Raw genomic sequence first — 26788 nt, 5'->3', positions numbered from 1 at the left:
CCGGTTGCTCCGACAGGTCCGATTCTGTCCTAGGAGACTTCCATGAGAACGACACTCACTGCCGCCGCCTGCCTGCTCCTGCTGGGCGCGGCGGGGATGCCGGCCCATGCCCAATCGGTCGGCGAGAAGACCGGTGTGAACTCGCTGATGGGCGTCGCCCCCACGGCTCAGGACTTCGTAACACAAGCCGTCATCAGCGACATGTTCGAGGATCAGACGAGCAAGCTCGCCCTGGAGAAGGCCGACGAGAAGACCAAAGCCTTCGCCAAGAAAATGATCGAGGACCACAAGAAGACCTCGGACGAGCTGAAATCCGTCGTTCAGACCGGCGACATGAAGCTCAACCTTCCGACCGCCCTGGATTCGGCCCACCAGAGCAAGCTCGACAAGCTCAAGAGCCTGAGCGGCAACGACTTCACGAAGCAGTATCACGACGATCAGGTGACAGCGCACAAGAACGCCACCGACCTCTACAAGCGCTACGCCGAGAGCGGCGACAACGCGGCGCTCAAGGCCTTCGCCATCAAGACGAAGCCGCATCTCGACGAGCACCTGAAGATGGCTCAGGACCTCGACAACAAGAAGTAGTCTTTTCGCGTTTTCGGGCGGCGCTCCTCGGTGAGTGCCGCCCAGCCGGCGGCATCTCCAGCACGGGCTATCAGACCACAACCTCATCCTGAGGTGCCGAGATCGAAGAGGGGCGTTCAGCCCCTGACCATCAAACCCTTTGCATGAACACCGCGGCCTTCGCGCGGATCACCTCGGCCGCCCGGTCGATGCCCGCGCGATCGACGTCGAGATTGGCAGTCGCACGAATCTGATGCGTTCCGATTGCCCGCACCCGCACCCCATCTTCGAGACAGGCGCTCGCGAAGGCCGAGGCGGTGATGCCCAAGGCCTCCACCGTGAAGCACAGGATGTTCGACTGCCCTGCCGTCGGGTCGAAGGCCAGGCCCGGCACGTCGGCGATCGCCCGGTGCAGCCGGCCGGCATTGGCGTTGTCCTCGGCAAGCTGGGTCATGTGGTGGTCGAGGGCGTAGAGCCCCGCTGCCGCCAGTACGCCCGACTGGCGCATCGCGCCGCCGAGCCGGTACTTCCACTGCCACGCTTGGTCGATGAAATCCCGCGTGCCGGACAGGACCGCCCCGACCGGGCAACCGAGCCCCTTGCTGAGATCGATCCAGACACTGTCGAAGCCGGCCGCATATTCCGCCGCCGAGAGGCCGGTGGCGACCACCGCGTTGAGCAGGCGCGCCCCGTCGATATGCGCCTTCAGGCCGCGCGCCTGGGCGTAGTCGCGGATCAGGCGCATCTCGCCGATGTCCCAGACCGTCCCGCCGGAAAAGCTTGTCGTCTGCTCGATCGAGACCAGCCGCGAGCGCGGCGCCGTGCGCTGCGGAACCCGGATCGCCGCCTCGACCTGAGCCAGGGTGAACAGTCCGACCCGCGTCGGCAGCGCCTTCACCGAGACGCCGCCGATCGCGGCGGAGCCGGCGGCCTCGGTGTTGTAGATGTGGGACTGGTCATCGACGATGATCTCGTCGCCGGGCCGGCAATGGACGAGGATCGAGGCGAGGTTGCACATCGTGCCCGACGGCATGAACACGGCCGCCTCCTGACCGAGCATCTCCGCCACGCGCTCGCACAGGGCATTGGTGGTCGGATCGGAGTTCGACTGCTCGTCGCCGACCTCGGCCCGCGCCATGGCCTCGCGCATGCCCGGCGTCGGACGCGTCTGGGTGTCGCTGAACAGATCGATCATGGCGCATCCTTCCTTGCGGGCCCCGTCCGCTTGGTCCCGCCGCCACGCTCCGCTGCAAGGGGCTCCCGCGGCGCTCCTGAATGCATGAAAAATTCAATCACCCGCAAGCCGTCCCGCGCGCCGTCGCGATGGTCGCCTTTCGCGAACCTTGGACTTTCTGCTCGGAACTTTCCGTGTGGCTCACGAAGCTGGGAACGGCGCTGTATCTCGACAGGCGGTAGCCGCAAGTCTAGAAATTGCGACGCGTAGTTTCGCATTTAAAATTCTTTGAGAGCTCGATGAATAGAATTGAGCCCAGTATCGGGATCAGCCGTCGCTACCTTCATGACGAGGTGGCGGACCGGATGCGTGAATTGATCAACGAAGGCGAACTCGAGCCGCGTGCGCGCGTCAACGAGAGCGAGTTGACCGAACGGTTCGGAATTTCGCGCACGCCGCTGCGCGAGGCGATCAAGATCCTGGCGACCGAAGGCCTGCTGGAGCTGCTGCCCAATCGCGGCGCCCGGGTCGCGAGCATCTCGCCCGACGAGCTGGAGGAGATGATCGAGGTCATCGCCGGGCTTGAAGCGACCGCCTGTGACCTCGCCTGCCGGACGATCACCGACGATGAACTGGCGGAGATCGAGGCGAAGCATCAGGCGATGATGGCGGCGTGGCAGGCGCGCGACGAGACGAGCTACTTCCGACTGAATCGCGAAATCCACGAAGCGATCATGCTCGCGAGCCGCAACACCAAGTTGCGCAGCCTGTATCTGGGTCTCACCGGCCGGATTCAGCGCTCCCGCTACAGTGCCCACCAGACCGAGGCGCAGTGGGCCCAGGCGGTCGAGGAGCACGAGCGCATGATTCCGCTGCTCCGCGCCCGACAGGGCGAGGAACTCGCCGGGCTGATGCGCCGGCATATCCGCTCGAAGAAGCCGGTGATCGCGGCGATCTACGGCGAAGAGGGGACTGAGGCGTCGCCTCGTTAGAGCGCTGTCTGACGAAGTGGACGCCGCAGGCTCAGCGTCCTTTGAAGCTCGGCGGGCGCTTGCCCAGAAAGGCTTCCATGCCCTCCCGGAAGTCCTCGCTCATATAGGTCATCACGATCAGGTCGTCGCCGGGCCGCTCGCCCTCGGCGGCCTCCGCCACGCCCTCCTCGCCGATGCGACGCAGGCCTTCCTTGGTGGCCTGGAGGGTGAGAGGCGCGTGGCTCGCGAGCAGGGTGGCCAGCGCATCCGCTCGGGCCGCGACGGCCGCGGCATCCTCGACCACCTCGTTGACGAGGCCGATCGCCAGCGCCTCCTGCGCCTCCACGAGCCGAGCGGTGAACAGAATGTCCTTCACGCGCGGCGCGCCGATGAGGTTCGCCAGCCGCCTCAGGGTGTTCTGCGAGAGGCAATTGCCGAGCGTGCGGGCGATGGGGATGCCGAAGCGGGCGTCGCGGCTGGCGATGCGCATGTCGCAGGCCGCAGCGATGGCCGCGCCACCGCCGGTGCAGGCTCCGGCGACCGCCGCAATGGTCGGCACCCGCAGACGCTCCAGGCCGCCGAGCACCCGGTCCATGAAGCGCTCGTAGCCGATCGCGTCTTCCGGTTTGCTGAAGCTACGGAACTGGGCGATGTCGGTACCCGCCGCGAACGCCTTGTCCCCGGCGCCGGTGATGATCACCGCCTTGATCGCGTGGTCCGCCTCGATCCGCTCGCACAACTCCACCAGCCCGCGATACATCGCGAAGGTCAGCGCGTTGCGCGCCTTCGGCCGGTTGAGGGTGATGCGGGCGATGCCCGCCGCATCCACCGCGAAGAGCAGTTCGTCGGTCGAAGCGGTCTCGGCGTCAGCGTTCATGGGGCGGTTCCTCGTCAAGCGTCTCAGGCCGTCGTCTCGCGCACGACGCCCCGGGCGATCAGATCGTCGATCGCCGCCCCGTCATAGCCGGCTTGGGCCAGGATGGCGCGGCTGTGTTCGCCGAGCAGCGGCGCGGGGCCGTGCACCCGCCCCGGCGTCGCCGAGAATTTGACCGGCAGACCGAGCGTGCTCATCCGCCCGGCGCGGGCGTGCTCGACCTCGACCACCATCTCGCGGGCACGCGTCTGGGGATCGGCCTGCATCGCGAGCACGTCGAGCACGGGTCCGGCCGGCACGCCACCGGCCTCCAGCCGCGCGAGCCAATCGGCGGAGGGCGCGGTGCGGAAATGTGGGGCCAGCGCCTGGGCCAGAGCCGCGCGGTTCGCCATGCGGTCGCGGTTGGCCGAGAAGCGCACATCGGCTGCGAGATCCTCGGCACCGAGCACCGCGAGCAGGCGCAGCCAGTTGGTCTGGTTGGCCGCGCCGATGGTGATCCAGCCGTCTGCCGTCTCGAACGCCTCGTAGGGCGCGTTCAGCGGATGGGCCGAGCCCATCGGCCCCGGCGCGACGCCGGTCGCCATGGCGATGGCCGATTGCCAATAGGTGAGGGTGATGCCCGCCTCGAACAGCGAGGTATCGACGATCTGACCCTCGCCGGTCTTCAGTTTGTGGACATGGGCGGCCAGCACGCCCATCGCCGCCAGGATGCCGGCGGTGATGTCGGTGACGGGCGGGCCGCACTTCATCGGCGGCCGGCCCGGCCCCTCGCCGGTGATGCTCATCAGTCCGCTCATGCCCTGCGCCACGAGGTCGAAACCCGCGCGCTCGGCATAGGGCCCCGAACGGCCGAAGCCCGAGAGCGAGCAGTAGACCAACCCCGGAAATTTTTTCGGAGAACATCGTAGCCGAGGCCGAGCCGCTCCATCGTGCCGGCGCGGTAGTTCTCGATCAGCACGTCGGCGTCGGTAAGCAGGCGCCGCAGCACCGCCTTGCCGTCCGCGCTCTTGAGATCGAGGGCGATCCCGCGCTTGCCGCGGTTCATCATCATGTAGGCGGCGCTCTCGCCCTCGATCGCGGGCGGCACCGAACGGCGGGTGTCGTCGCCACCCTCGATCTTCTCGACCTTGATGACCTCGGCGCCCATGTCGCCGAGCATCAGCCCACAGACCGGCCCGGCCATGATGTGGGCGAGTTCGATGACCTTCACGCCGGCCAGAGGGCCGGACTTCGCGGCTTCCGTCATCGATCCGCCTCAGCCGTGCCGACCGGTCGAGGCACACGCACGACGCGAATCGAAAGCTGGCGAAGAGCCCATCACATCCATCCTCCCTTCGAGGGCCGGCGACCCCTCTCATGCGACGCTGGGGCCGCGTGACGGATCAGCGATCACTCGCATTTTGAATTGATTTTACGGACTCGATTGCCGGATAGGCAACCGTTTTGAATGCGATTTGCTGAGCGTAAGCGAAACAGCGGGGGGTGTTCGACGCGCGCGATGGAACGCGCGGGCCGGCTCCCGGTTGTCGGCGAAAGCGTGGCCGTCGGAATGTCTCCCTTTCGGCCCTGTGGAGCGGAGGGATCGATGCGCGGGTTGAGCACGGCACTGGGACTTGCGGCGGCCCTCGCCGTGACGGCAGCGAGCATCGCTCCGGCGGAGGCGTCCTGCGCCCGCCGCATCATCAACAAATCCGGCTACGTCGCCCTCGTCAGCCGCGACGGCGGCCCCTGGGTGGCGGTGCGGCCGCACCGCTCGCAGACGATTCAGTACCATCACTCCGGACGCATCGACGTGGCGTTGACCTGCGGACCGGGCGCCCTGCCGGAGCAGGCCGCCTACCGGGCGAGCTACGACACGGTGGCGATCATCGACCGCTGCTACATCCGCTTTGGCGACGGCTTCTTCGAGGAGCAGCTCGGCGGCGGCTTCATCGGCCGCAAGGATACCGGGCCGCTCGCCCTCAACAATCCGCGCCAGGGCGATCTGGTGGTCGGCCCGCAGGCCGGCGCCTGCCCGGCCATGGAGCGTGGGGCCATCCGGGCCCGTTATTAGCCTTGTGGCCGGGCGCGTGCTAACCCGCGCGCCCCGTCGTCAGCGACGACGCGCCGAGACGAGATTCATGCGCTCGATCCTTCCCCTAGCCGGAGCCATCGCCCTCGCCATGACCAGTGCCGCTTCCGCCGCCCAGCCCGTCACGCTGCCCTCGGGCCTCAGCTACACCGATGAAGTGGTCGGCACCGGCCCCGAGCCGAAGTCCGGCCAGCAGGTCACCGTCCACTATACCGGCTGGCTCGACGAGGGCGGCGGCAAGCGGGGCAAGAAGTTCGATTCGTCGCGGGATCGCGGCCAGCCCTTCTCGTTCACCATCGGCGCGGGCCAGGTGATCCGCGGCTGGGACGAGGGCGTTGCCACGATGAAGGCCGGCGGCCGTCGCATCCTGACGATCCCGCCGGATCTCGGCTACGGCGCCCGCGGCGCCGGCGGCGTCATCCCGCCGAACGCCACGCTGATCTTCGACGTCGAGCTGATCGGCTCGCGCTGATCGCGAACTTCTCCGGCGCCCCTGTGGGCGCCGGATCCCGTGGGCGAAAGCCTCAGATGAGCTTGTGCTCGCGTGCCAGCGCCAGCAGATCGCGCTGCGGCCGGGCGCCGATATGCTCGATGACCTCGGCCGCCGCGAGCGCGCCGAGACGAGCCGACGACACGTAGTCGATGCCGCGGGTGTAGCCCGCGAGGAAGCCCGCCGCGAACAGGTCGCCGGCCCCGGTGGTGTCGATCACCTCGCGCACCGGGAAGGCATCCACCGCCCGCACCTCGCCGCCGCGCACCACCAACGCGCCCTGGGACGAGCGGGTGACGAGGCCGAGCAGGTGCGTGCCCTGCCCGCCTCGCTCCTCGCGCAGGGCCGCGACGGCGGCGTCCGGATCGTCGGTCTGGTAGAGGCTCTGCAACTCACCGATATTGGCGAACAGGATGTCGATGCTGCCGTTGCGGATCAGCTCGAGGAATTCCTCGCGGTAGCGACCGACGCAGAACGCATCCGACAGGGTCAGCGCCACGGCGTTACCGGCCGAATGGGCGACCTTCACCGCCTTGCGGAACGCGTCCTTGGCGGCCGGCGGATCCCACAGATAACCTTCGAGATAGGTGACGCGGGCCGAACGCACGGTCGCCTCGTCCACGTCGTCCGGGGAGAGGCCCTGGCAGGCGCCGAGATAGGTGTTCATGGTGCGCTCGCCGTCGGGCGTCACCAGGATGAAGCAACGGGCGGTGGTCGGCCCTTCGGTCGCCGGCGGCACGTCGAAGCGCACGCCCGTTGCCTTCAGGTCATGGCTGAACAGCCGACCGAGTTCGTCCTCGTGCACCTTCCCGACGAAGCCGGTCTTGGCCCCGAGCAAGGCCGCACCGACGGCTGTGTTGGCGCCCGAGCCGCCGGAGACGACGGTCGCCGGACCCATCACCTCGAAGAGGTTCTCGGCCCGCGGCTCGTCGACGAGTTGCATCGCGCCCTTCGTGACGCCCTGCTTGACGAGGAAATCCTCCTCGGCATGGGCGATGAGATCGACGATGGCGTTGCCGAGGACGAGGAGGTCGAGGGATTGGGACATCGGGCCGTCCGGTCTCGCGTGACAGATGGGCCGGGCCTGTCGCACCCCGCTCGGCAAGCGTCAAGCAAAGGCCGCCTCAAGGCTCCGCGAACAGGCTCGCCACGGAGAGGGTGAGGCCGGGCGGATCGAGCGAGAGATCACCCGAGGCGGCGATGCGCGTCTCGATCAGGTCGCCGGTGCTGCGGCGGTGGTGGATCACCGCGCGCCGCTCGGTGTCGAGGATGAGGTAGTGCTGCAGGCTCGGCAGGCGGAAGTAGCCGAGCAGCTTGGCACCGATATCGACCTGTTTCGTGCTCGGGGAAATGACTTCGATGACGATGACGGGTTCCGGGACGGTGATCGCATCCGGAGCGAGGCGTTCCCCGCAATAGACGAGGGCATCGGGCTCGAAGGCAGTCTGGGTGTCGATCGGAACGCAGAGACCGCCGGGCAGCATCTCGCAGGAGAGAGGATTCACGCGAAGCGCTTCGGACAAGGCGATCTGGGCAGCGAATTTCGTTTCGACATGCCGAACGCATTGGTACGGCCTCGATACGATCTCACCATCTACGAGTTCGTAGCGCCCAGGCCGTCCTTCGGCCCAGTCGATGAACTCAGTAACAGTCGTCACTGCTGCAACGCCTTCACCTCGCATTGCGCGTAATCCGAACTCGCCTTGACGTAGGCGTTGAGCTTCTGGACGTAAGCCCCTGCGACTGGTTGGAAAGCCTGGGCCTGGGCGTTGTAGGCCTTGATCGCGTCGTTGTAGCTGTAGGCCTCCCAGCCGGGGCAGCCGTCCTTCTTGTCGAGGCAGGCGGGCTTTTCGGGAAGCTTCGGCTTTTCCGGCCGCGCCTCCGCCGGCGGGGGCGTCGGCGGGGTGCAGGGGGCGGCCAGCGCCGGGCCCGCGAGGCCGGCCAGCGCCAGTGCCGTGATGATGCGTCCTGCCATGATCCGTCCCCAAGCCGTCGTTTCCAGGGTTGTGACGGTCGAGTTGTGGCGGGAATGGGGTCTTGGGAACCGCGAGCGTTATCGCACCGGCGTGCGAGATGCGATAAAGGCGGCCCATGCCGAGCACGCCCCTTTCCGCCGCCGTCGAAGACTTCAGCGAGGATGCCGCCCAGGCGCGCCATGCCGAGCTATCGCGGGCGATCGAGCGGGCGAACCAGCTCTACTACAACGAGGACGCGCCCGAACTCACCGACGCCGAATACGATGCCCTGCGCCAGGAGCTGGAGGCGATCGAAGCGCGCTTTCCCGCGCTGACCGGCACCACCGAGGCGAGCGCGGGCGTCGGCGCCAAGCCTTCGGAAAAGTTCGCCAAGGTCCGGCACGCGGTGCCGATGCTCTCGCTCGGCAATGCCTTCGCTGACGAGGACGTGGACGAGTTCGTGGCCCGTGTGCGTCGCTTTCTCAACCTGCCGGGCGAGGAGGCGGTCGCCTTCACCGCAGAGCCGAAGATCGACGGGCTGTCGCTGTCGCTGCGTTACGAGGCGGGCCGGCTCGTCACCGCGGCGACGCGGGGCGACGGCGAGGTCGGCGAGAACGTCACCGCCAACGCGCTGACGGTGGACGACATTCCGGAAACCCTCTCAGGCGAAAGCATTCCCGACGTGCTGGAGGTGCGCGGCGAGATCTACCTGTCGCACGAGGATTTCGCGGCCATCAACGCGCGCCAGGAGGCGGGGGGCAAGCCGCTCTTCGCCAACCCGCGCAACGCCGCGGCCGGCTCGCTGCGCCAGCTCGATCCGGCGATCACCGCCTCACGGCCCTTGCGCTTCTTCGCCTATGCCTGGGGTGAGGTCTCCGAGCCCTTCACCGACACGCAATCGGCGGTGCTGGAGCGGTTCCGCGGCTGGGGCCTGCCGGTGAACCCGCGGACCAAGCTGTGCCGCTCGGCCGAAGAGATGATCGCGCATTACCGCACCATCGAGGCGGAGCGGGCGGGTCTCGGCTACGACATCGACGGCGTCGTCTACAAAGTGGACGACCTCGGCTTCCAGCGGCGGCTCGGCTTCGTCAGCCGTGCGCCGCGCTGGGCGCTGGCGCACAAGTTCGCGGCGCAGGAGGCGATCACCGAACTTCTCGCCATCGACATCAATGTCGGCCGCACCGGCTCGCTCAACCCGCTGGCGCGCCTCAAGCCCATCACCGTCGGCGGCGTCGTGGTCTCGAACGCGACTTTGCACAACGAGGGCTACGTCCAGGGCGTGGGCGCCGACGGCGAGCCGATCCGCGAGGGCCGCGACATCCGCGTCGGCGACACCGTGATCGTGGTGCGCGCCGGCGACGTCATCCCGAAGGTGCGGGACGTGGTGATCGACAAGCGCCCGGCCGATGCGGTGCCCTACGTCTTCCCGGATACCTGCCCAGCCTGCGGCAGCCGGGCCGTGCGTGAACTCAACCCGCGTACGAAAAAACTCGATGCGATCCGCCGCTGCACCGGCGGGCTGATCTGCCCGGCGCAGGGGGTCGAGCGGCTGAAGCACTTCGTGTCGCGCAACGGCTTCGACCTCGAAGGCTTCGGTCAGACCTATATCGAGGTGCTGTTCGAGGCCGGCCTCGTGAAGCAGCCCGCCGACCTGTTCCGCCTGGAGTTCGAACCGCTGAAGGCGGCGATCGTCGCCCGCCGCGAAGCGCTGTCCGCCCAACGCCGCACCGAGGGCGAGCCGGCGCCGAAGAAGCCGACCAAGAAGAAGGGTGAGGAGGAGGACAAGGCGATCAAGAACCTGCTCGCCTCGCTCGACGCCCGCCGAACGATCCCGCTCAACCGCTTCCTGTTCGCCCTCGGCATCCCGCAGATCGGCGAATCGACGGCCAAGGCGCTGGCTAAGCGCTTCCCCGACATGCCCGCCCTGATGGCGGCCCTCGCAGCGGCGACGCGGGAGCAGGCGGGCCAGGACTGGATCGAACTCTCGGCGCTCCCGCGGATCGGGCCCGGCACCCGCGACCGCCTGTTCGACACCCTCGATCCGCTGCCCGGCGAGGCGATGCAGGATCTGAGCCTCGGTGCGCGCCTGCGGGGGCGGCTGACGCCGTCGCAGCGCGAGGCGGTGCTGGCTCATTACGGCAGCGAGGCAGAGGCCGACGCGGCGCTGGAGCGGGCTGCCTCGCAACGGCCCGGCGACGCCTACCGTCTGTTCGCCGACGACGGCGAGATCGGCCCCGTGGCGACGGATTCACTGATCCAGTTCTTCTCCGAGCCGCACAACGACGCGGCGGTGCGGGCGTTGCTCGAAGAGGTGGGAACCGAGCCGCTGGCCACCACGACCGCGGCGGCGGCGTTTGCCGGCAAGACGGTGGTGTTCACCGGCACCCTCGAGAAGATGACCCGCAGCGAGGCCAAGGCCACCGCCGAGCGCCTAGGCGCCAAGGTCTCCGGCTCGGTCTCGGCCAAGACCGACCTCGTGGTCGCCGGCCCCGGCGCCGGCTCGAAGCTCAAGGACGCCGAGCGTCACGGGGTGAAGGTGGTCTCGGAGGACGATTGGCTGGCGATGCTGGCGGAGGCGTGAAAAACGCCTCCCGGCAACCGCTCGTTTCGTCGTAGGTTCTACCAACCATTCTCGATGTAGCGGCCGCCCCATGCAAACCGGCAAGCCCATCGCCATCACCTCCTGCGAGATGCGGCGGAATGAAGAGACACCCCTCGAAGCAGGATTGCGTCGGAAGGTGACTGAGGCGCTGAGCGATTCAAGCCGGCACCTTCCAGCTGATGCAGTGTTCGCAGAACTGCGCGCTCATCATGCAGGCCGATCGAAAGCAGGCAGGCATCGCCCTTGATCTCGTCCCTCATCGCGTGGTCGCATCGCCGCTTCCCTTCAGCGACGGGCGGCGCAGCGATAAAGACACCCCCCGAGCCTTGACCCCGCGCCCCCCGCGGCGCAATCCGTGCCCCGGATCAGCCGGCCGGGCAGCCGCCCCTTCGTCAGACGGGGAGGAAAGTCCGGGCTCCATGGAGAGGCGGTGCCGGATAACCTCCGGCGGGGGCGACCCCAGGGACAGTGCCACAGAGAGCAGACCGCCTTGCGGAAGGCTCGTCCTTCGCAAGGTCAGGGTGAAAGGGTGCGGTAAGAGCGCACCGCGGACGCGGCAACGCGGACGGCACGGCAAACCCCACCGGGAGCAAAACCGAATAGGGGCGACACGCCTTCTCCGCGAGGAGGGGGCAGGCCCTCTCTCCAGGCTCGTCGCCCGGGTTGGTTGCTCGAGGCGGCCGGTAACGGACGTCCCAGAGGAATGGCTGCCACGTCCGTGAGTTCATCTCACGGGCCCTACAGAACCCGGCTTACAGGCCGGCTGATCCACCCGATCCGGCCGACGCGTGCGGCCCCGCGTCCGTCGGGGCAAGTGCTTCCCGAGTTTCGCGAATTCCGCCACAGCGCATCCGGCGCCAGCGGCGAGAGTTGCCATCGCGCCGCTTGGTAAACCTCAAGAAAACATCCCGTTCATTGACGCTCGGTTAACCTTGATGCGGTCAGATCAGAGCTGCCTGCATGGTCAAGCTCGTTGACGCGTTTCGAGGGCCCATGTTACCCCGCGCCATCCCGTTGACGCCCTGTTCTGGATCGGCCAACACTCGCCCAGGTTGCCTCGCGGGACTGCGCGCGCATGGCCGGAGCCGCTCGCGGATCGGCGTCGCCACTTCTCGGGCCGCCCTGCGGTCCGTCCATTCAGCAGGCTCCCATGATGCATCCCCCGCCGGGTGGCGCCCGAGCTCTCTACGGATTCCGCGAGAGCACCGTGGGGCGATGCCGATGAGCCGGGCGCCGCGCACGGCCAGAGCCGAGTTGCCGAAGGGCGCGCAGGCTCGCCACGTTCCCGTCCTGCTCGCCGAGGTTCTCGCCGCGCTCTCCCTCGACCGGCCGGGCCTGGCCGTGGACGGCACCTTCGGAGCGGGCGGCTACACCCGCGCGCTGCTTGAGGCCGGGCCGGAGGTGCGCGTGATCGCCATCGATCGCGATCCCACCGCGATCCGGGGCGGAGCGGATCTCGTGAATGCCTCCGGAGGCCGCCTGCGGCTGGTCCAGGGCCGCTTCGGCGATCTCGACACGCTCATCGCCGATCAGGACGAGGCGCAGGCCGATTGGGTCGTGCTCGATATCGGCGTGTCCTCGATGCAGATCGACGAGGCGCAGCGCGGCTTCTCGTTCCGGCAGGACGGGCCGCTCGACATGCGCATGGGCGGGGAGGGCCCCTCGGCGGCCGACCTCGTGAACGGCGAGGAAGAGACTACGCTCGCCGACATCCTCTACCATTTCGGCGAGGAGCGCCGCTCGCGGGTGGTGGCGCGCGCCATCGTCGAGGCGCGGCGCCGCGCGCCGATCGAGACCACGGCGCAGCTCGCCGACCTCGTGGCCGGCGTGGTGCGGCCCGAGCCCGGCAGCCCGATCCATCCGGCGACGCGCAGCTTTCAGGGCCTGCGGATCGCGGTGAATGACGAACTCGGCGAATTGGTGCGCGGCCTGCACGCCGCCGAGCGGGTGCTCAAGCCCGGCGGCCGGCTCGCGGTGGTGACGTTCCATTCGCTGGAAGACCGCATCGTCAAGCAGTTCTTCTCGGCCCGCAGCGGCCGGGCAGCGCAGGCCTCCCGGCACGTCCCGGGCGTGGAGCGGCCGGCACCCAAGAGCTTCAAGCTGGTGACCAAGGGTCCGGTGCTGCCCTCGGAGGCAGAGACGGACGTGAACCCGCGGTCACGTTCGGCCAAGCTGCGCGCCGGCGAGCGGACCGACGCGCCCGCGCCGCCGCCGCTGAGCGCCATCGAAACGCTGGCGAGCCTGCCGGCTCCACAGGGACGGGGGCCACGGCGGTGATCCGGCTTCTCAACGTGCTGGCGATCGTCGGGCTGATCTGCTCGGCGGTCTACGCCTACTCGATCAAGTACGACACGCTCTATCAGGCCGGTCAGGTCTCCAAGCTGAAGACCGGCCTGCACAAGGAGCGGCAGGCCATCGCGGTGCTGCGCGCCGAGTGGCAGCTCCTGACCCGCCCGGACCGGCTCCAGGCGGCGGTCGAAAGGCATCTCACCCTCGAGCCGATCGGCAACGGGCATCTCGCCCGGCTCTCCGACCTGCCGAACCGGCCCGACCGCGGCGACGAGATCGGCCGCCTGCTCGCCTCCACGGCGACCCCGACCGTGACCCCAACGGACAAGCCGGGAAGCACCCGCGACGAGCCGCGCACCACCGGCTCCGTCACCACCCGCACCGTCTCCACCCGCCCGCCCGCGGTTTCGAGGTAGCGTCCCCGTGTCCCACGATCCTTCCCAGGAAGATCCGTCGCAGGAAGGTCCGTCGCAGGGCCTGCAGCACGAGCAGCCGGACGCGCTCGCGGCCGATGCCGCCGTGCCGGAGCCGGGTGCGGACCGGGTGGTGCGGAGCGAGCCGCCGGTCTCGGCGCTGACCCGGCTCACCCGGATCATGTTCCGTCTCGCGATCGAGCGCTCGCATGCCCGCGTGGCGCTGGTCGGCCTCGCCTTCACGGCGGTGTTCGTCACCATCAGCGTGCGGCTGATCGTGATGGCGGCGACGCCTGCGAGCAACAGCGACGAGCACCGGGTGGCGGCGGCCGCCACCACCGCGATCCGCCCGGACATCATCGACCGCAAGGGCGAGATCCTGGCCACCGACATCCGCACCGTCTCGGTCTTCGCCGAGCCGAAGCGGATGGTGCGGACCTTCGACACCGACGAGGCGGTCGAGCTCCTGACCGCGGTGCTGCCCGAGCTGAACGCGGCGGAGCTGCGCGCCAAGCTGTCGTCGAAGAAGGGCTTCGTCTGGATCAAGCGCGAGATCACGCCGAAGCAGCAGCTCGAAGTCCACCGCCTCGGCATCCCCGGCGTCGGCTTCCTGCCCGACCACAAGCGCGTCTACCCGAACGGGGTCGCGGCCGCGCACGTCATCGGCGCGACGAACCTCGACAATATCGGCATCGCTGGCATCGAGAAATACATCGACAACCGCGGCAACAAGGCGCTCAACGAATTCGGCCTCGTCGCCAAGCAGACCGACCTCTCGCCGATCCAGCTCTCCCTCGACCTGCGCGCCCAGTTCGCCCTGCGCGACGAGCTCGTGAAGGGCGTGGAGAAGTTCAAGGCCAAGGCCGGCGCCTCGATGATTCTCGACGTGACCACCGGCGAGGTCGTCGCGCTCGCCTCCTACCCCGACTTCGACCCGAACGAGCCGAAGGATGCGCTCTCGGACGACCGCATCAACCGGATGAATGTCGGCGTCTACGAGATGGGCTCGACCTTCAAGGCGATGACGCTCGCCATGGCCCTCGATTCCGGCAAGTACAACGTCAACTCCACCTTCGACACCCGCGGCGGCGTGCTGCACTGGGGCCGGCAGAAGATCCACGACTACCACGCCACCGGCCGCGTGCTGACGATGCCGGAGGTGTTCACCCACTCCTCCAACATCGGCTCGGCCAAGATGGCGCTCGGCGTCGGCGTACCCGGCCACCGCGCCTTCCTCAAGAAGATGGGCCTGCTCGACCGCATGCGCACCGAGCTGCCGGAATCGGCCGCGCCGATCCTTCCGCCGCGCTGGGCCGAGATCAACACCATCACCATCGCCTTCGGCCACGGCATCGCGGTGGCGCCGATCCAGGCGGCGGCGGCGGTGGCGGCGATCATCAACGGCGGCGACCTGATGACGCCGACCTTCCTGAAGACCGACGAGCCGACGGCACGGGGCAAGGCCAGCCACGTGATGAAGCCGGAGGCCAGCGAGGCGATGCGCTTCATCATGCGCCTCAACGCGGTCGAGGGCTCGGCCAAGAAGGCGTCGATCCCGCTCTACTACGTCGGCGGCAAGACCGGCACGGCCGAGAAGGTCATCAACGGGCGCTACGCCAAGAACCGCTTGTTCACGACCTTCATGGCGGCCGCTCCCATGGACAAGCCGAAATACCTGTTCCTGACGATCATGGACGAGCCGCAGGGCCTGCCCGAGACCGGCGGCTACGCCACGGCCGCCTACAATTCCGGCACGGTGACGGGCAAGATCATCGAGCGGGCCGCGCCGATCCTCGGGCTGGCACCGCGCTTCGATCCGCCGGTGAAGCCGTTCCCGCTGATGGTGAAGCTCGGCGCCTACCATGCGACCATGGTGGACGGGCAGTGACGGCAGCCTGTACCCCGTCGGCCTGACCTGCATGGACGCTTCCGAGGATTGTTTTGCCGATGAGCCAGCCGACGCCTGACGACCGGACTCTCGGCGCCCTGTTCCCGGAGGCGGACGCGGCCATCGCCGGCCGCCCCGTTGCCGGGCTGACCGCCGACAGCCGTAAGGTCGTGCCCGGCGGCGTGTTCGTGGCCGTTCCCGGCACCGCCGCCGACGGCCGGCTTTTCGCCGCCGCCGCGGCAGCGGCCGGCGCGGTCGCCGTCGCCGGTGAGGGGATGCGCCCGGCAGATCTGCCCGAGGCGACGGCCTGGATCGAGGTGGCGGATGCCCGCCGGGCGCTGGCGCTCGCCGCCGCCGGCCTCTCCGGGCGCCAGCCGGAGACGGTGGTCGCGGTCACCGGCACCAGCGGCAAAAGCTCCGTCGCCGACTTCGTGCGGCAGATCCTGTCACGCCTCGGCCGGGACTCGGCGAGTCTCGGCACCGTCGGCATCGTCACCAACCGGGGCGCGCAATACGGCTCGCTGACGACCCCGGACCCCGTCACGCTGCACGAGACCCTGGCGCGGCTGGCGGACGAGGGCATCACCGATCTGGCCATGGAGGCCTCCTCGCATGGCATCGAGCAGCGCCGCCTCGACGGGGTGGAACTGACGGCCGCGGCCTTCACCAATCTCGGCCGCGACCACCTCGATTATCACCCCACCATCGAGGACTATCTGGACGCCAAGCTCCGCCTGTTCACGACGCTGCTGCCGAAGGGCTGTCCGGCCATCGTCAACGCGGACGGCGCCTATGCCGAGCGCGTCATCGGCGTGGCCGACGCCGCCGGCCACGTCATCCGCACCACGGGGCGCGGCGGCGACTTCATCCGCCTCGTCGAGGCCGGGACGGAGGGCTTTGCGCAGAGCCTGACGCTCTCCCACGCAGGCAAGGACTATCACGTGCGCCTGCCGCTGGTCGGTGGCTTTCAGGTCGAGAACGCCCTGGTCGCGGCGGGTCTCGCCCTGGCGACACCCGCGGGTCAGGCCGATCCGGTCGGCGTCTTCGCCGCGCTCGAAGGGCTCACCGGCGTGCCAGGCCGCATGGAGCGGATCGGCGAAGCGAACGGGGGACTCTGCCTCGTCGATTACGCCCACAAGCCGGAAGCCCTGGAGCATGTCTTGAGCGCGCTCCGCCCCTTCGCCAGCGGGCGCCTCGTCGTCGTGTTCGGCTGCGGCGGCAATCGCGACGCCGGCAAGCGGCCGATCATGGGCGCGATCGCCGAACGCCTCGCCGATCGGGTCATCGTCACCGACGACAACCCCCGCAACGAAGAGCCCGCCGCGATCCGCGCCGCGATCCTCGCCGCGGCGCCGGGCGCGGAGGAGATCGGCGACCGGGCCGAGGCGATCCGTGCGGGCGTACGGGACCTGCGGGCCGGTGACGTGCTGGTGGTGGCCGGCAAAGGTCATGAAACCGGCCAGATCGTCGGGCCACGCGTGCTCCCGTTCTCGGATCACGACACCCTGCGCGCCGCGATCGCGGAGTTGAACGGATGAACGACGCCCCCCTCTGGACCCCTGCCGCCCTGGAGGCGGCCACCGGCGGGCGCCTGATTGGTGCGCCGCGCGCCGTCACCGGCGCCTCGATCGACACCCGCAGCCTGGAACCCGGCGACCTGTTCTTCGCCATCCGCGGCGAGGCGCGGGACGGGCACGACTTCGTGCGCGCTGCTCTGGACAAGGGCGCCGGCGCGGCGGTGGTCGCGGAAGCGCGTGCGAAGGAATTCGAGGGCGTCGGCCCGGTGCTCGCCGTGCCGGGTGAGGGCGACGATCCGGTTCTGGACGCGATGCGTCGCCTTGGTCTGGCCGCGCGCGCCCGCACCGGGGCGGCGATCGTCGCGGTGACCGGCTCCGTCGGCAAGACCGGTACCAAGGAAGCCCTGCGCCACGTGCTCTCGGCGCAAGGCGCCACGCACGCCTCGGTCGCCTCCTACAACAACCATTGGGGCGTGCCGCTGACGCTGACGCGGATGCCGGAAGACACCCGCTTCGGCGTGTTCGAGATCGGCATGAACCACGGCGCCGAGATCCTCCCGCTGACCGCGATGGTGCGGCCGGACGTGGCGCTGATCACCACGGTCGAGCCGGTGCATATCGAGCATTTCCGCTCGCTCTCGGCCATCGCCGACGCGAAGGGCGAGATCTTTTCAGGGCTCAAGCCCGGCGGCGTCGCGGTGATCAACCGCGACAACCCGAACTACGAGCGCCTGCTCGCACACGCGCACGCCTCGCGGGCAGGGCGCGTCATCACCTTCGGCGAGCACGCGGCGGCGGATGTGTGCGCCCACCGCATCCTGACCCGGCCCGACGTCTCGGTGGTCGATGCCACCGTGATGGGCATTCCCGTGACCTACCAGCTCGGCACGCCGGGCCGGCACGTCGCGATGAACTCGCTCGGCGTGCTGGCCTGCATCCACGCGCTCGGCGCCGACCTCGCCCGCGCCGCCCTGTCGCTGGCGAGCCTCAAGCCGCCGGTCGGACGCGGCGAGCGCACGGCGCTTCGGATCGGGGACGGCGAGGCCTTCCTCGTCGACGAGAGCTACAACGCCAACCCCGCCTCGATCCGCGCGGCGCTGGCGACGCTCGCCGGCATCGACACCGGCGCCAAGGGCCGGCGCATCGCTGTGCTCGGCGACATGAAGGAGCTCGGCGCGGCGGGCGAAGCGCTGCATCGCGAGTTGGCGGATGCGGTCGCCGCGAACGGCATCGACCTCGTCTTCGCCGTCGGCCCGCTGATGGCGCACCTGTTCGAGGCGCTGCCGATGACGGTGCGGGGGACGGCTGCGCCGACCGCCGAGGGCGTCACCGACGCCGTCCTCGCGACCCTGCGGCCGGGCGATGCCGTGATGGTGAAGGGCTCCAACTCCATGCGCATGGTCCGCATTGTCGAAGCGGTGAAAGCCCGCTACGCGGTCGCGCCGGACCCGCGCGAAGCCTCGCTGAACGCGGTTCGCTAAGCTTCACTCCATCGGCCAGGCCCTCGCGCCCGGCCGCTCCATCCGGCCGCGCGCAACGCCGTGCCGGGCGTGTCGACAAAGAACCTGCCGCGGGCGGACGAACGCATGCTCTATCTGCTGTCGGAACTGAGCGGCACGCTCACGCCCCTCAACGTATTCCGTTACATCACCTTCCGCACCGGCGGCGCGCTGTTCACGGCGGGCTTCTTCGTGTTCTGGTTCGGGCCCTGGATCATCTCGCTGCTGCGCCTGCGCCAGGGCAAGGGCCAGCCGATCCGCGAGGACGGCCCGGCCAGCCACCTGACCAAGCGCGGCACGCCGACCATGGGCGGCCTGATGATCCTGGCCGGCGCCGTGGTCTCGATCCTGCTCTGGACCAACCCGCACAACCACTATGTCTGGGTGACGCTCGCGGTGACCCTCGGCTTCGGTGCGATCGGCTTCTACGACGACTACCTCAAGGTGACGAAGCAGTCGCACAAGGGCTTCTCGGGGCGCTTCCGCCTGCTACTGGAATTCGCGATCGCGGGCGCGGCCTGCCTGATGATCTCGCTCTACTCGCCCGCCGGACTGCAGAACCAGCTCGCCTTCCCCGTCCTCAAGGACACGCTGCTGAACCTCGGCTGGTTCTGGGTGCCGTTCGCCGCCTTCGTGATCGTGGGGGCGGGCAACGCGGTCAACATCACCGACGGGCTCGACGGGCTTGCCATCGTGCCCGTCATGATCGCCTGCGCCACCTTCGGCATCATCGCCTACCTCGTCGGCAACGTGATCTATGCCGGCTACCTGCAGGTGAACTACGTGCGCGACACCGGCGAACTCGCCGTGGTCTGCGGCGCGGTGATCGGGGCGGGGCTCGGCTTCCTGTGGTTCAACGCGCCGCCCGCGCAGATCTTCATGGGCGATACCGGCTCGCTCGCGCTCGGCGGCCTGCTCGGCTCCATCGCCGTGGCGGCCAAGCACGAGATCGTGCTCGCCATCGTCGGCGGCCTGTTCGTCTTGGAGATCATGTCGGTGATCATCCAGGTCGTCTCGTTCAAGCTCACGGGCAAGCGCGTCTTCCGCATGGCGCCGATCCACCACCACTTCGAGCAGAAGGGCTGGAAGGAGCCGCAGGTCGTGATCCGTTTCTGGATCATCGCCGTCATCCTTGCGCTGGTCGGGCTCGCCACGCTGAAGCTGCGCTGAGCCGGGACGAGAGACATAAAAACCATGACGCCAGCCACCACCTTCGCCGGCCAGAAACTCGCCCTGTTCGGCCTCGGCGGGTCCGGGCTCGTCACCGTCCGCTCGCTGCTGGCCGGCGGCGCCGACGTGCTGGCCTGGGACGACAACGCGGGCAGCCGCGACCGCGCCCGCGAGCAGGGCATCACCGTCACCGATCTCAACGAGGCCGACTGGTCGGGCTTCTCCGCCCTGGTGCTGGCACCCGGCGTGCCGCTGACGCATCCCGAGCCGCACTGGACCGTGGGACTGGCGCGGCAGGCCGGCATCCCGATCATCGGCGACATCGAGATTTTCTGCCGCGAGCGCGCGGCCCTGGCACCCGACGCACCGTTCGTGGCCATCACCGGCACCAACGGCAAATCCACCACCACGGCGCTCACCGCGCACCTGCTGCGCCATGCCGGGCGCGACGTGCAGATGGGCGGCAATATCGGCACCGCGATCCTGTCGCTGGAGCCGCCCGCGGCAACCCGCGTCCACGTGGTCGAGCTGTCCTCGTTCCAGATCGACCTGACGCCCTCGCTCAAGCCCGGCGTCGGCATCCTGCTCAACCTGACGCCGGACCATCTCGACCGTCACGGCACCATGGAGAACTACGCCGCGATCAAGGAGCGGCTGGTGGCGGGCGCGGATCTCGCCGTGATCGGCGTCGACGACCCCTACTGCGCAGCGATCGCCGAGCGCCGCACGGGCGAGCGCATCCGCCTCCATGTCGAGGGTCACGGCGACGCAGCGGGCGACTATGTCGGCGCCAACGGTACGGTGCGCGGGCCTGACGGCGCCGTGATCGCCGAGGTCACCGGCATCCAGGCGCTGCTCGGCGACCACAACCTCCAGAACGCCGCCGCCGCGGTCGCCGCCGCGATCCAGCTCGGTCTCACGAGCGCGGAGATCGCGGCGGGGCTGAAGAGCTTTCCCGGCCTCGCCCACCGGATGGAGCCGCTGCGCCGGATCGGCCCGACGCTGTTCGTCAACGATTCCAAGGCGACCAACGCCGATTCGACCGAGAAGGCGCTGCTGGCCTTCCGCGACATCCACTGGATCGTCGGCGGCAAGGCGAAGGAGGGCGGCATCGAGCCGTTGGCGCCGCTGTTCGACCGCGTCGCCCACGCCTACCTGATCGGCGCGTCGAGCGAGGCCTTCGCCGCGACGCTGGAAGGACGCGTCGCCTTCACCCGCTGCGGCACGCTGGAGGCCGCGACCGAGGCGGCGGCGCGGGCCGCCCGCGCATCCGGCACCGAGGCGCCCGTCGTGCTGCTGTCGCCGGCCTGCGCCTCCTACGACCAGTTCCCGAACTTCGAGGTCCGCGGCGACCGCTTTCGGACCCTGGTCGCCGCGCTGCCGGACGCCTGAGGGCGGGCCCAGGCTCGCTCAGGCGCTCTTCCGCTCAGGCACTCTTGCCGACCGGCCGCGGGCTCGGGGCCGGTTCGGCGGCCTTGGCCTCGGACGGCGTCTCGCGCCCCTTGCCGACGGTGCGGCGGGCGCGGAAGACCGGCCGCGCCTCCGCTTCCCGGCGCTTGAGCATGGTGCGGAACTCGTCGCGGCGCTCGTGGATCGAGGCGATGACGTGGCCCATCGGCACGCCGACATCGACCAGCACGGCCTCCGAGAGCTGCAGCGAGGCCTCGATCGTCTCGGGCACCGCGTCGTCGACGCCCATCTCGTAGAGTTGCGTGGCGTGGCGCGCGTCGCGGGCGCGGGCGACGATGGTGAGGTCCGGCCGCTCGGCGCGGGCGGCCTGCACCACCGCTTCGACGGCACGCGGATTGTCGAGGGTCACCACCAGCGCGCGGGCCGTGGCGATGTCGCAGCGGCGCAGCATCTCCGTGTTGGCCGAATCACCGAAATAGACCGGGCTGCCGAGCCGCCGCTGTTCGGCGACGCGGGCGGGGTCCGAATCGACGGCGATGTGGGAAATTGCGTGGCGTTTGAGCATCTCGCCGACGAGCCGCCCGACCCGGCCATAGCCCGCGATGATCACCCGGTTCTGCTCCGGCTCCGGCACCGGCTCGGCCTGTGCCGGACCGACCTGCTGCTTCGAGGCGCGGCCGCCGATGCGGCGGCCGAGCGCCGCGAGGCCGGGAATCGCGATCATGGTGACGGTGGTGACGATGAGGGCGGCGCCGCCCACCGGCTCCGGCACGAGCCCGGTCGCCATCGCGCCGCCGATCAGCACGAAGGCGAACTCGCCGCCGGGGCCGATCAGCAGGGCCGCCTCCAGGGCGACCGAACGGGACAGCTTCATGATGCGGGCGCCGACGAGCACCACGGCGCCCTTGATGACGAGGAGCCCGACCGACAGGCCGAGGATCGCGCCCGGCGCCGAGATGAGCTGGGCCGGATCGAGGTTCATGCCGACCGAAACGAAGAACACCCCGAGCAGGAGCCCCTTGAACGGATCGATGGTCGCCTCGATGGCGCGGCGATACTCGGTCTCGGCGAGCAGCAGGCCGGCGACGAAGGCGCCGAGCGTCATCGACAGGCCGCTGCCCGCCGCGACCAGAGCAGTCGCCACGATGACGAGCAGGCAGGCCGCCATGAACAGCTCCGGCGAGCGGGTGCGCGCGACGAGATGGAAGAGCGGGCGCAAAGCGACCCGGCCGGCCACGACGATCACCGCGAGGGCGATCGCCGCCTGTCCGAGCGCCAGGGCGAGCGCGGCCCCGAGGTCGCCGCCATCCTTGCGGCCGAGCACGGCGATGGCGAACAGGATCGGAGCAACCGCCAGATCCTGAAACAGCAGGATCGCGAAGCTGGTGCGTCCGGCCGGCGTGCCGAGCCGCTTCTGCTCGGCGAGCACCGGCAGCACCACGGCGGTCGAGGAGAGGGCGAGCGCCAGCCCCACCAGCACCGCCCCGGCCACCGGCTGATCCAGGGCGACGAGGATGCCAGCGATCACCGCGGCCGAGGCGATCACCTGGATCGCTCCGAGGCCGAAGACGAGCCGGCGCAGCACCCGCAGGCGCTCCCAGGACAGCTCGATCCCGATCATGAACATCAGGAAGATGACGCCGAACTCGGCCAGATGCGCGATCTCCGCGCGGTTGCCGATGGTGAAGGGCGCGAGCCAGGGATGCGCGTCGGCGAAGCGCCCGAGGCCGAACGGCCCGAGCAGCGCGCCCGCGCCGATGAAGCCGAGTACCGGGCTGATTCGCAGGCGGTGGAAAAGCGGCACGACGATGCCGGCGGTGACGAGGAAAAGGATCGCCTCCCGGTAGCCGCCCGCATGCGCGCCGGCTTCCGCGGCGATCTGGGTTCCGGCCTGCACGGGGTCGGTCATCGGGCTGATATGCTGACGCCTGGAGGGGAGCAGAGGGGCGGCCCGGCTCCTTGCATCTTCGATGCCGCGGGAGGGACCAGCCGCATCATGGGCGGCGAGCCGGTGGCGGAGCAACCGTTTTCCGGGGCGAGCAGCCGTTTTCGCGCCCGCTTCACCCGCAGCGATTGCGGCGGGCCGCCATCCACTGCTCATCGATCGGGCCGGCACAACTTCGGCACAATACGCCCTTACGCTCGGGTAACGCGATGTTAGGGGATGGCAGGTCCGCCGCTCAGCCGGAGGCCCGTAGCGATCTAAGGCCCATGAAGTTCTGGCCCATGAAATTCTTGTCCGACACGCCTCCGAGCCGGGACGTGCAGCGCGAGCGGCGCGAATGGATGCTCGACCAGCAGCGCTGGAAGCACCAACGCGACATCGAGCGTGGCTACCGCATCAAGTGGGGCTACGTCGCCATCGCCTATCTCGTCGAGTTCATGGTGATCGGCGCCTCGCTCTGGGGGGCGTGGCTGTTCGCGGGCACCTACAGCGACGGTGACGACCGGGCGTTCTACTTCATGCTGCTGGCGCCGCTGGTCTACGCCGCGGTGGAGCTGTGCCGCGTGCCGCTCGGCATCCTGGCACGCACCCAGCGCTCGTGGTTCGTGAAGGCGCTCGCCATCGTCGGCATCATCTTTGCCGCGGGCGTCACCACCAAGTCGGTGTCGCAGCTCGGCGAGATGATGTTCCATCCCCGCCTGATGGACGCGGCCAAGGCCAAGACTGCCCTCAAGGACGCGCAGGCCGACCGCAACAGCATCGACACGCGCATCGCCGCCGCCAATGCGCGGGTCGAGCAGTACACCAACGAACTGGAACAGATCGAGCGGCGCTCGGCCGAGAACGCCTCGCAGCTCGCCGGGCTTCCGGCGCAGCGCTGCGAGCGCGTCTACGGCACCAACAGCCGCGGCATGCGCTACTCGAACCTGAAATGCGTCACCGACCCGCGTACCGCGACCCTCAACGCCGCGGTCGCCAAGGCGGGCAGTGACCGGGGCGCCATCGTCAAGGAGCTGGAGGAGGCCCGCAAGGCCCGCGCCGCCCTCGACCGCGGCGCGGCCGACCGCAAGGTGGCCGATGCCGAGCAGGCCTACCGCAACTCGGTCAACCGCTCGCAGCTCCACTCCTTCACCGCCATGGTCTACGGCGTCGATCCGATCGACGTGAACGATGCGCAGGTCCACGCCTTCCTGCGCATCTTCGTGTTCGTGCCCGCGCTCTGCGCCGCCTTCGCCTCTACGATTCTGGCCCTCTCGGCGGTCTCGGTGCGCAAGACCTTCATGGACGAGGACGACCTCGGCGCCGCGGTGAACCCGGAGGCCACGCCCTACCTGCTCGCCTCGATCGCCGAGGGCGTGCGCCAGGAGATGGCGCTGGCCCAGCCGAGACCGATGACGCGGGAGGCCTCGGTGATCCCACTGGAGCGGCGCACGGCCCCGGTGGTGCCGCCGCCGCCGCCGCCCGCCAACACCTCCGGCAACGCCACCACCGGCGCCACCGCGTAAATCCTTCGAGCCGCCCGCGATCGGGAGCGGCTCGAATTCCTTGCGAAATCCTTGTTCAAACGCGCTCTCCCGCGCCGAACCGGCGGCCCCTTCGACGGAGAGCGCTCCTGAGGCGAGTGCCCGGCCATGAGTATCCACACCGACGGCACGCACGAGAACATTGTGCTCGCGCAACACGTCAACGGCCGCCTGCGGGCGGAAGCGCGGATGCATTTCGCCCGCGCCTTCCTGCTGCGGGCGATCGGCGCCGGCGCCTTTTCGGCGCTGGCCGGCATCGGCATCGGCGCGGCCTGCTACGGCTACGCGTATATGAACCAGTTCGACTCGGCGGCGGAGAAGATCGCCAGCGCGATGCAGGCCGCGCTCTCCGACGTGACGCTGAAGACCAAGGGCGAGGTCACCCTCACCGACAACACCCTGAAGCTCGAAGGTCTGCCGGCGCAGAAGGCCAACGCGGTGCCGACGCCGACCAAGGCCCAGCTCGGCACGGACGCCGCCCCGGCCTCGCAGGCGCCGGTGAACACGACCTTCACCGTGTTCAAGCAGGTGCCCTATCTCGACGGGCAGATCGTGACGGGTTGGAACTTCAAGGCCAACGAGGAGCGGCCGTTCCAGCAATATTGCTACTTCTCCCGTCGCTCGAACGAGACGAAGGGGCAGGTCGAGATCAAGATCGACCTCGCCATGGACGGCAAGACCCTGCCCCAGCCCCAGAAGTCGGACGTGAATCTGGGGATTCTGGCCTCGAACTGCGTGTGGCACGACGGGAAGACGTTGTGAGGGAACGCCCCGGGCATCGACCGCCGCGTGAGCGGTTGCCGACCCGCTTCGCCTCGGGTTAGTCCGCTTCGATTCCCCTCCCGACGCGAGGCTTTATGCGCTTCACCGGAACCGAGTCCTACGTCGCGCCGCCCGATCTCACCACGGCGGTCAACGCGGCGATCGTGCTGGAGCGCCCGCTCCTGGTGAAGGGCGAGCCCGGCACCGGCAAGACGGTGCTGGCGGAAGAAATCGCCCGGGGCCTCGGCGCGCCGCTGCTGACCTGGAACATCAAGTCCACGACCAAGGCGCAGCAGGGCCTCTACGAGTACGACGCCGTCTCGCGGCTGCGCGACTCGCAGCTCGGCGATCCGCGGGTGTCGGACATCGCCAACTACATCCGTCGCGGCAAGCTGTGGGAGGCGTTCACCGCGCCGCAGCGGCCGGTGCTGCTCATCGACGAGATCGACAAGGCCGACATCGAGTTCCCCAACGACCTGCTGACCGAACTCGATCGGATGGAGTTCCACGTCTACGAGACCGGCGAGACGATCCGCGCCGACATCCGCCCCATCGTCATCATCACCTCGAACAACGAGAAGGAGCTGCCGGACGCCTTCCTGCGCCGCTGCTTCTTCCACTACATCAAGTTCCCCGATGCCGAGACGCTGAAGGCCATCGTCGAGGTGCACTATCCCGGCATCAAGCACCGCCTCGTCGAAGAGGCGCTGCGGGTGTTCCTGGAAACCCGCGAGGTGCCGGGCCTCAAGAAGAAGCCTTCGACCTCCGAATTGCTCGACTGGCTCAAGCTCCTCGTCTCCGAGGACGTCCAGCCGGAGACCCTGCGCGAGCGCGACGGCCGCAAGCTGATTCCGCCGCTACACGGCGCGCTCCTGAAGAACGAGCAGGACGTGAGCCTGTTCGAGAAGCTCGCCTTCATGATGCGCCGCGAGGGGCGGGGCGGGTAAAGGTCATGTCCGGCCGAGTGTGCTAGGGTGTGATTTGCTCATCATGTCCGGTGCGGAGGAGGGGGCGTTGGCCGCAGTCGAGCGTATGACGGTCGTCTTTCCCGAGCCTATGGCGACGCAGATCCGTGCGGCCGTCGAAGCCGGCGAATATGCGTCGACCAGCGAAGCCGTGCGGGATGCCGTGCGGCTGTGGTCCGACCGCCGCAAGTTCCGGGACATGGAGATCGAGCGGCTTCAGCGGGCCTGGGACGCCGGCAAAGCCTCCGGCCGGCACGGCGTGCTGGATTTTGATGCGCTGCGCCGCGAAGCCCGTTCCCGCCTCATTGGGCCGGACGATGAGGACGGTCGTGGCGGCTGAGGTCGTCTGGTCCCGACTCGCGAGGGCGGACCTCCTCGATATCTACGTGAGCATCGGAAGCCACGACCCTGCCGCCGCAGAGCGGCTCTACGACAGGATCGAAGAACGGGCACGGCAACTCGCCTTGCAGCCTCGCATGGGTCCGCGGCGCCCGGAAATCCGGCCGAGCACGCGTATCCTGGTCGAGACCCCGTTCCTCATCTTGTACGAGACGATACCCGACACCGACGACGCGCCCGTGCGCGAGGTTGAGATCGTCCGCGTTCTCGACGGACGGAGTGATTTGAACGTTGTCTTGCACGCCGGAGAAAATTCCGCGGATCGGTGACGATTCGCCTCGACGCCCCAGGTAGAGAACTCCTC

The 26788-nt window shown here is 69.0% G+C and carries 23 protein-coding genes, 1 other RNA gene and 1 pseudogene; 18 read left to right on the top strand and 7 right to left on the bottom strand.

Annotated features, from left to right (window positions below; translation table 11 throughout):
* Nucleotides 1-42: 42 nt before the first annotated feature.
* On the top strand, nucleotides 43-588 hold the full coding sequence (locus OVA30_RS19825) for a DUF4142 domain-containing protein (RefSeq protein ID WP_003602263.1): 546 nt from the start codon (nucleotides 43-45) through the stop codon (nucleotides 586-588).
* Nucleotides 589-718: 130 nt separating this feature from the next.
* Here OVA30_RS19825 and OVA30_RS19820 read toward each other — a convergent pair whose 3' ends face one another.
* The gene (locus OVA30_RS19820) at nucleotides 719-1762 is read right to left on the bottom strand and encodes a threonine aldolase family protein (RefSeq protein WP_268176521.1); all 1044 of its coding nucleotides are present in this window, start codon (nucleotides 1760-1762) and stop codon (nucleotides 719-721) included.
* Nucleotides 1763-2040: 278 nt separating this feature from the next.
* On the opposite strand from OVA30_RS19820, the gene OVA30_RS19815 reads away from it, so the two are divergent.
* Nucleotides 2041-2733 (top strand): GntR family transcriptional regulator, encoded by a 693-nt coding sequence (locus tag OVA30_RS19815; protein ID WP_268177516.1) that lies wholly within the window; start codon nucleotides 2041-2043, stop codon nucleotides 2731-2733.
* Between the two features lie 31 nt (nucleotides 2734-2764).
* On the opposite strand, the gene OVA30_RS19810 is transcribed toward OVA30_RS19815, so the two are convergent.
* Together OVA30_RS19810 and OVA30_RS19805 are read right to left on the bottom strand one after the other, a co-directional pair.
* Nucleotides 2765-3589: an enoyl-CoA hydratase/isomerase family protein gene (locus tag OVA30_RS19810; RefSeq protein WP_003602251.1), complete on the bottom strand. Its 825-nt coding sequence runs from the start codon at nucleotides 3587-3589 to the stop codon at nucleotides 2765-2767.
* A gap of 23 nt (nucleotides 3590-3612) precedes the next feature.
* Nucleotides 3613-4832: pseudogene (locus OVA30_RS19805) on the bottom strand (CaiB/BaiF CoA transferase family protein).
* Nucleotides 4833-5171: 339 nt separating this feature from the next.
* On the opposite strand from OVA30_RS19805, the gene OVA30_RS19800 reads away from it, so the two are divergent.
* Complete coding sequence (locus OVA30_RS19800; protein WP_015857599.1) at nucleotides 5172-5639, top strand: hypothetical protein; 468 nt, start codon at nucleotides 5172-5174, stop codon at nucleotides 5637-5639.
* 67 nt (nucleotides 5640-5706) lie between these two features.
* Nucleotides 5707-6129, top strand: coding sequence for an FKBP-type peptidyl-prolyl cis-trans isomerase (locus OVA30_RS19795; RefSeq protein ID WP_003602245.1), 423 nt, complete (start codon nucleotides 5707-5709; stop codon nucleotides 6127-6129).
* A gap of 52 nt (nucleotides 6130-6181) precedes the next feature.
* On the opposite strand, the gene OVA30_RS19790 is transcribed toward OVA30_RS19795, so the two are convergent.
* The 3 genes from OVA30_RS19790 to OVA30_RS19780 all read right to left on the bottom strand — a co-directional run bounded on the left by OVA30_RS19790 (nucleotide 6182) and on the right by OVA30_RS19780 (nucleotide 8122).
* Entirely contained in the window at nucleotides 6182-7195 is a 1014-nt protein-coding gene (locus OVA30_RS19790) for an adenosine kinase (protein ID WP_003602243.1), read from the bottom strand.
* Nucleotides 7196-7271: 76 nt separating this feature from the next.
* Nucleotides 7272-7829 (bottom strand): Uma2 family endonuclease, encoded by a 558-nt coding sequence (locus OVA30_RS19785; RefSeq protein WP_268176518.1) that lies wholly within the window; start codon nucleotides 7827-7829, stop codon nucleotides 7272-7274.
* A complete protein-coding gene (locus tag OVA30_RS19780) occupies nucleotides 7802-8122 on the bottom strand; it encodes a hypothetical protein (RefSeq protein WP_182567682.1) in 321 nt (106 codons plus the stop codon). The genes OVA30_RS19785 and OVA30_RS19780 overlap by 28 nt, the downstream gene beginning before the upstream one ends.
* Nucleotides 8123-8238: 116 nt before the next feature.
* On the opposite strand from OVA30_RS19780, the gene ligA reads away from it, so the two are divergent.
* From ligA to murD, 9 genes are all read left to right on the top strand, one after another.
* Nucleotides 8239-10683, top strand: a complete 2445-nt coding sequence (ligA, locus tag OVA30_RS19775; RefSeq protein WP_268176516.1) for an NAD-dependent DNA ligase LigA — start codon at nucleotides 8239-8241, stop codon at nucleotides 10681-10683.
* 386 nt (nucleotides 10684-11069) lie between these two features.
* Nucleotides 11070-11475, top strand: an RNA gene (rnpB, locus tag OVA30_RS19770) — RNase P RNA component class A.
* A 450-nt stretch (nucleotides 11476-11925) separates the two neighbouring features.
* Entirely contained in the window at nucleotides 11926-12981 is a 1056-nt protein-coding gene (gene rsmH, locus OVA30_RS19765; RefSeq protein WP_268176514.1) for a 16S rRNA (cytosine(1402)-N(4))-methyltransferase RsmH, read from the top strand.
* The gene (gene ftsL / locus OVA30_RS19760) at nucleotides 12978-13409 is read left to right on the top strand and encodes a cell division protein FtsL (protein ID WP_268176513.1); all 432 of its coding nucleotides are present in this window, start codon (nucleotides 12978-12980) and stop codon (nucleotides 13407-13409) included. The genes rsmH and ftsL overlap by 4 nt, the downstream gene beginning before the upstream one ends.
* 7 nt (nucleotides 13410-13416) lie before the next feature.
* Nucleotides 13417-15294 (top strand): peptidoglycan D,D-transpeptidase FtsI family protein, encoded by a 1878-nt coding sequence (locus tag OVA30_RS19755; RefSeq protein WP_268176512.1) that lies wholly within the window; start codon nucleotides 13417-13419, stop codon nucleotides 15292-15294.
* A 59-nt stretch (nucleotides 15295-15353) separates the two neighbouring features.
* Complete coding sequence (locus OVA30_RS19750; protein ID WP_268176510.1) at nucleotides 15354-16832, top strand: UDP-N-acetylmuramoyl-L-alanyl-D-glutamate--2,6-diaminopimelate ligase; 1479 nt, start codon at nucleotides 15354-15356, stop codon at nucleotides 16830-16832.
* Nucleotides 16829-18292, top strand: a complete 1464-nt coding sequence (locus tag OVA30_RS19745) for a UDP-N-acetylmuramoylalanyl-D-glutamyl-2,6-diaminopimelate--D-alanyl-D-alanine ligase (protein WP_268176509.1) — start codon at nucleotides 16829-16831, stop codon at nucleotides 18290-18292. The genes OVA30_RS19750 and OVA30_RS19745 overlap by 4 nt, the downstream gene beginning before the upstream one ends.
* 105 nt (nucleotides 18293-18397) lie before the next feature.
* Nucleotides 18398-19480, top strand: a complete 1083-nt coding sequence (gene mraY, locus OVA30_RS19740) for a phospho-N-acetylmuramoyl-pentapeptide-transferase (protein ID WP_003603658.1) — start codon at nucleotides 18398-18400, stop codon at nucleotides 19478-19480.
* A 24-nt stretch (nucleotides 19481-19504) separates the two neighbouring features.
* Complete coding sequence (gene murD / locus OVA30_RS19735) at nucleotides 19505-20872, top strand: UDP-N-acetylmuramoyl-L-alanine--D-glutamate ligase (RefSeq protein ID WP_268176508.1); 1368 nt, start codon at nucleotides 19505-19507, stop codon at nucleotides 20870-20872.
* 34 nt (nucleotides 20873-20906) lie between these two features.
* On the opposite strand, the gene OVA30_RS19730 is transcribed toward murD, so the two are convergent.
* The gene (locus OVA30_RS19730) at nucleotides 20907-22799 is read right to left on the bottom strand and encodes a cation:proton antiporter domain-containing protein (RefSeq protein ID WP_268176507.1); all 1893 of its coding nucleotides are present in this window, start codon (nucleotides 22797-22799) and stop codon (nucleotides 20907-20909) included.
* Nucleotides 22800-23101: 302 nt separating this feature from the next.
* Here OVA30_RS19730 and OVA30_RS19725 point away from each other — a divergent pair, with 302 nt between their 5' ends.
* From OVA30_RS19725 to OVA30_RS19705, 5 genes are all read left to right on the top strand, one after another.
* Entirely contained in the window at nucleotides 23102-24340 is a 1239-nt protein-coding gene (locus OVA30_RS19725; RefSeq protein ID WP_003603663.1) for a hypothetical protein, read from the top strand.
* A 126-nt stretch (nucleotides 24341-24466) separates the two neighbouring features.
* The gene (locus tag OVA30_RS19720) at nucleotides 24467-25120 is read left to right on the top strand and encodes a hypothetical protein (protein ID WP_012255691.1); all 654 of its coding nucleotides are present in this window, start codon (nucleotides 24467-24469) and stop codon (nucleotides 25118-25120) included.
* Nucleotides 25121-25215: 95 nt separating this feature from the next.
* Complete coding sequence (locus tag OVA30_RS19715; RefSeq protein ID WP_003603666.1) at nucleotides 25216-26067, top strand: AAA family ATPase; 852 nt, start codon at nucleotides 25216-25218, stop codon at nucleotides 26065-26067.
* 67 nt (nucleotides 26068-26134) lie between these two features.
* Nucleotides 26135-26425, top strand: coding sequence for a ribbon-helix-helix domain-containing protein (locus tag OVA30_RS19710; protein WP_042509271.1), 291 nt, complete (start codon nucleotides 26135-26137; stop codon nucleotides 26423-26425).
* On the top strand, nucleotides 26415-26753 hold the full coding sequence (locus OVA30_RS19705) for a type II toxin-antitoxin system RelE/ParE family toxin (protein ID WP_268176505.1): 339 nt from the start codon (nucleotides 26415-26417) through the stop codon (nucleotides 26751-26753). Before OVA30_RS19710 ends, OVA30_RS19705 begins: the two co-directional genes overlap by 11 nt.
* Nucleotides 26754-26788 lie beyond the last annotated feature (35 nt).

It is taken from the genome of Methylorubrum sp. SL192, from assembly GCF_026672325.1.
GTDB lineage: Bacteria > Pseudomonadota > Alphaproteobacteria > Rhizobiales > Beijerinckiaceae > Methylobacterium > Methylobacterium extorquens.
This window is presented reverse-complemented; position numbering and strand designations above follow the sequence as displayed.

Coding starts and splice junctions, on each gene's coding strand:
- OVA30_RS19785 (WP_268176518.1), bottom strand. CDS start 7,829: ATGCGAGGTGAAGGCGTTGCAGCAGTGACGACTGTTACTGAGTTCATC.
- OVA30_RS19800 (WP_015857599.1), top strand. CDS start 5,172: ATGCGCGGGTTGAGCACGGCACTGGGACTTGCGGCGGCCCTCGCCGTG.
- OVA30_RS19790 (WP_003602243.1), bottom strand. CDS start 7,195: ATGTCCCAATCCCTCGACCTCCTCGTCCTCGGCAACGCCATCGTCGAT.
- murD (WP_268176508.1), top strand. CDS start 19,505: ATGACGCCAGCCACCACCTTCGCCGGCCAGAAACTCGCCCTGTTCGGC.
- OVA30_RS19780 (WP_182567682.1), bottom strand. CDS start 8,122: ATGGCAGGACGCATCATCACGGCACTGGCGCTGGCCGGCCTCGCGGGC.
- OVA30_RS19720 (WP_012255691.1), top strand. CDS start 24,467: ATGAGTATCCACACCGACGGCACGCACGAGAACATTGTGCTCGCGCAA.
- OVA30_RS19745 (WP_268176509.1), top strand. CDS start 16,829: ATGAACGACGCCCCCCTCTGGACCCCTGCCGCCCTGGAGGCGGCCACC.
- OVA30_RS19810 (WP_003602251.1), bottom strand. CDS start 3,589: ATGAACGCTGACGCCGAGACCGCTTCGACCGACGAACTGCTCTTCGCG.
- OVA30_RS19725 (WP_003603663.1), top strand. CDS start 23,102: ATGAAGTTCTGGCCCATGAAATTCTTGTCCGACACGCCTCCGAGCCGG.
- OVA30_RS19715 (WP_003603666.1), top strand. CDS start 25,216: ATGCGCTTCACCGGAACCGAGTCCTACGTCGCGCCGCCCGATCTCACC.
- OVA30_RS19795 (WP_003602245.1), top strand. CDS start 5,707: ATGCGCTCGATCCTTCCCCTAGCCGGAGCCATCGCCCTCGCCATGACC.
- OVA30_RS19815 (WP_268177516.1), top strand. CDS start 2,041: ATGAATAGAATTGAGCCCAGTATCGGGATCAGCCGTCGCTACCTTCAT.
- OVA30_RS19820 (WP_268176521.1), bottom strand. CDS start 1,762: ATGATCGATCTGTTCAGCGACACCCAGACGCGTCCGACGCCGGGCATG.
- mraY (WP_003603658.1), top strand. CDS start 18,398: ATGCTCTATCTGCTGTCGGAACTGAGCGGCACGCTCACGCCCCTCAAC.
- ligA (WP_268176516.1), top strand. CDS start 8,239: ATGCCGAGCACGCCCCTTTCCGCCGCCGTCGAAGACTTCAGCGAGGAT.
- OVA30_RS19750 (WP_268176510.1), top strand. CDS start 15,354: ATGAGCCAGCCGACGCCTGACGACCGGACTCTCGGCGCCCTGTTCCCG.
- rsmH (WP_268176514.1), top strand. CDS start 11,926: ATGAGCCGGGCGCCGCGCACGGCCAGAGCCGAGTTGCCGAAGGGCGCG.
- OVA30_RS19825 (WP_003602263.1), top strand. CDS start 43: ATGAGAACGACACTCACTGCCGCCGCCTGCCTGCTCCTGCTGGGCGCG.
- OVA30_RS19730 (WP_268176507.1), bottom strand. CDS start 22,799: ATGACCGACCCCGTGCAGGCCGGAACCCAGATCGCCGCGGAAGCCGGC.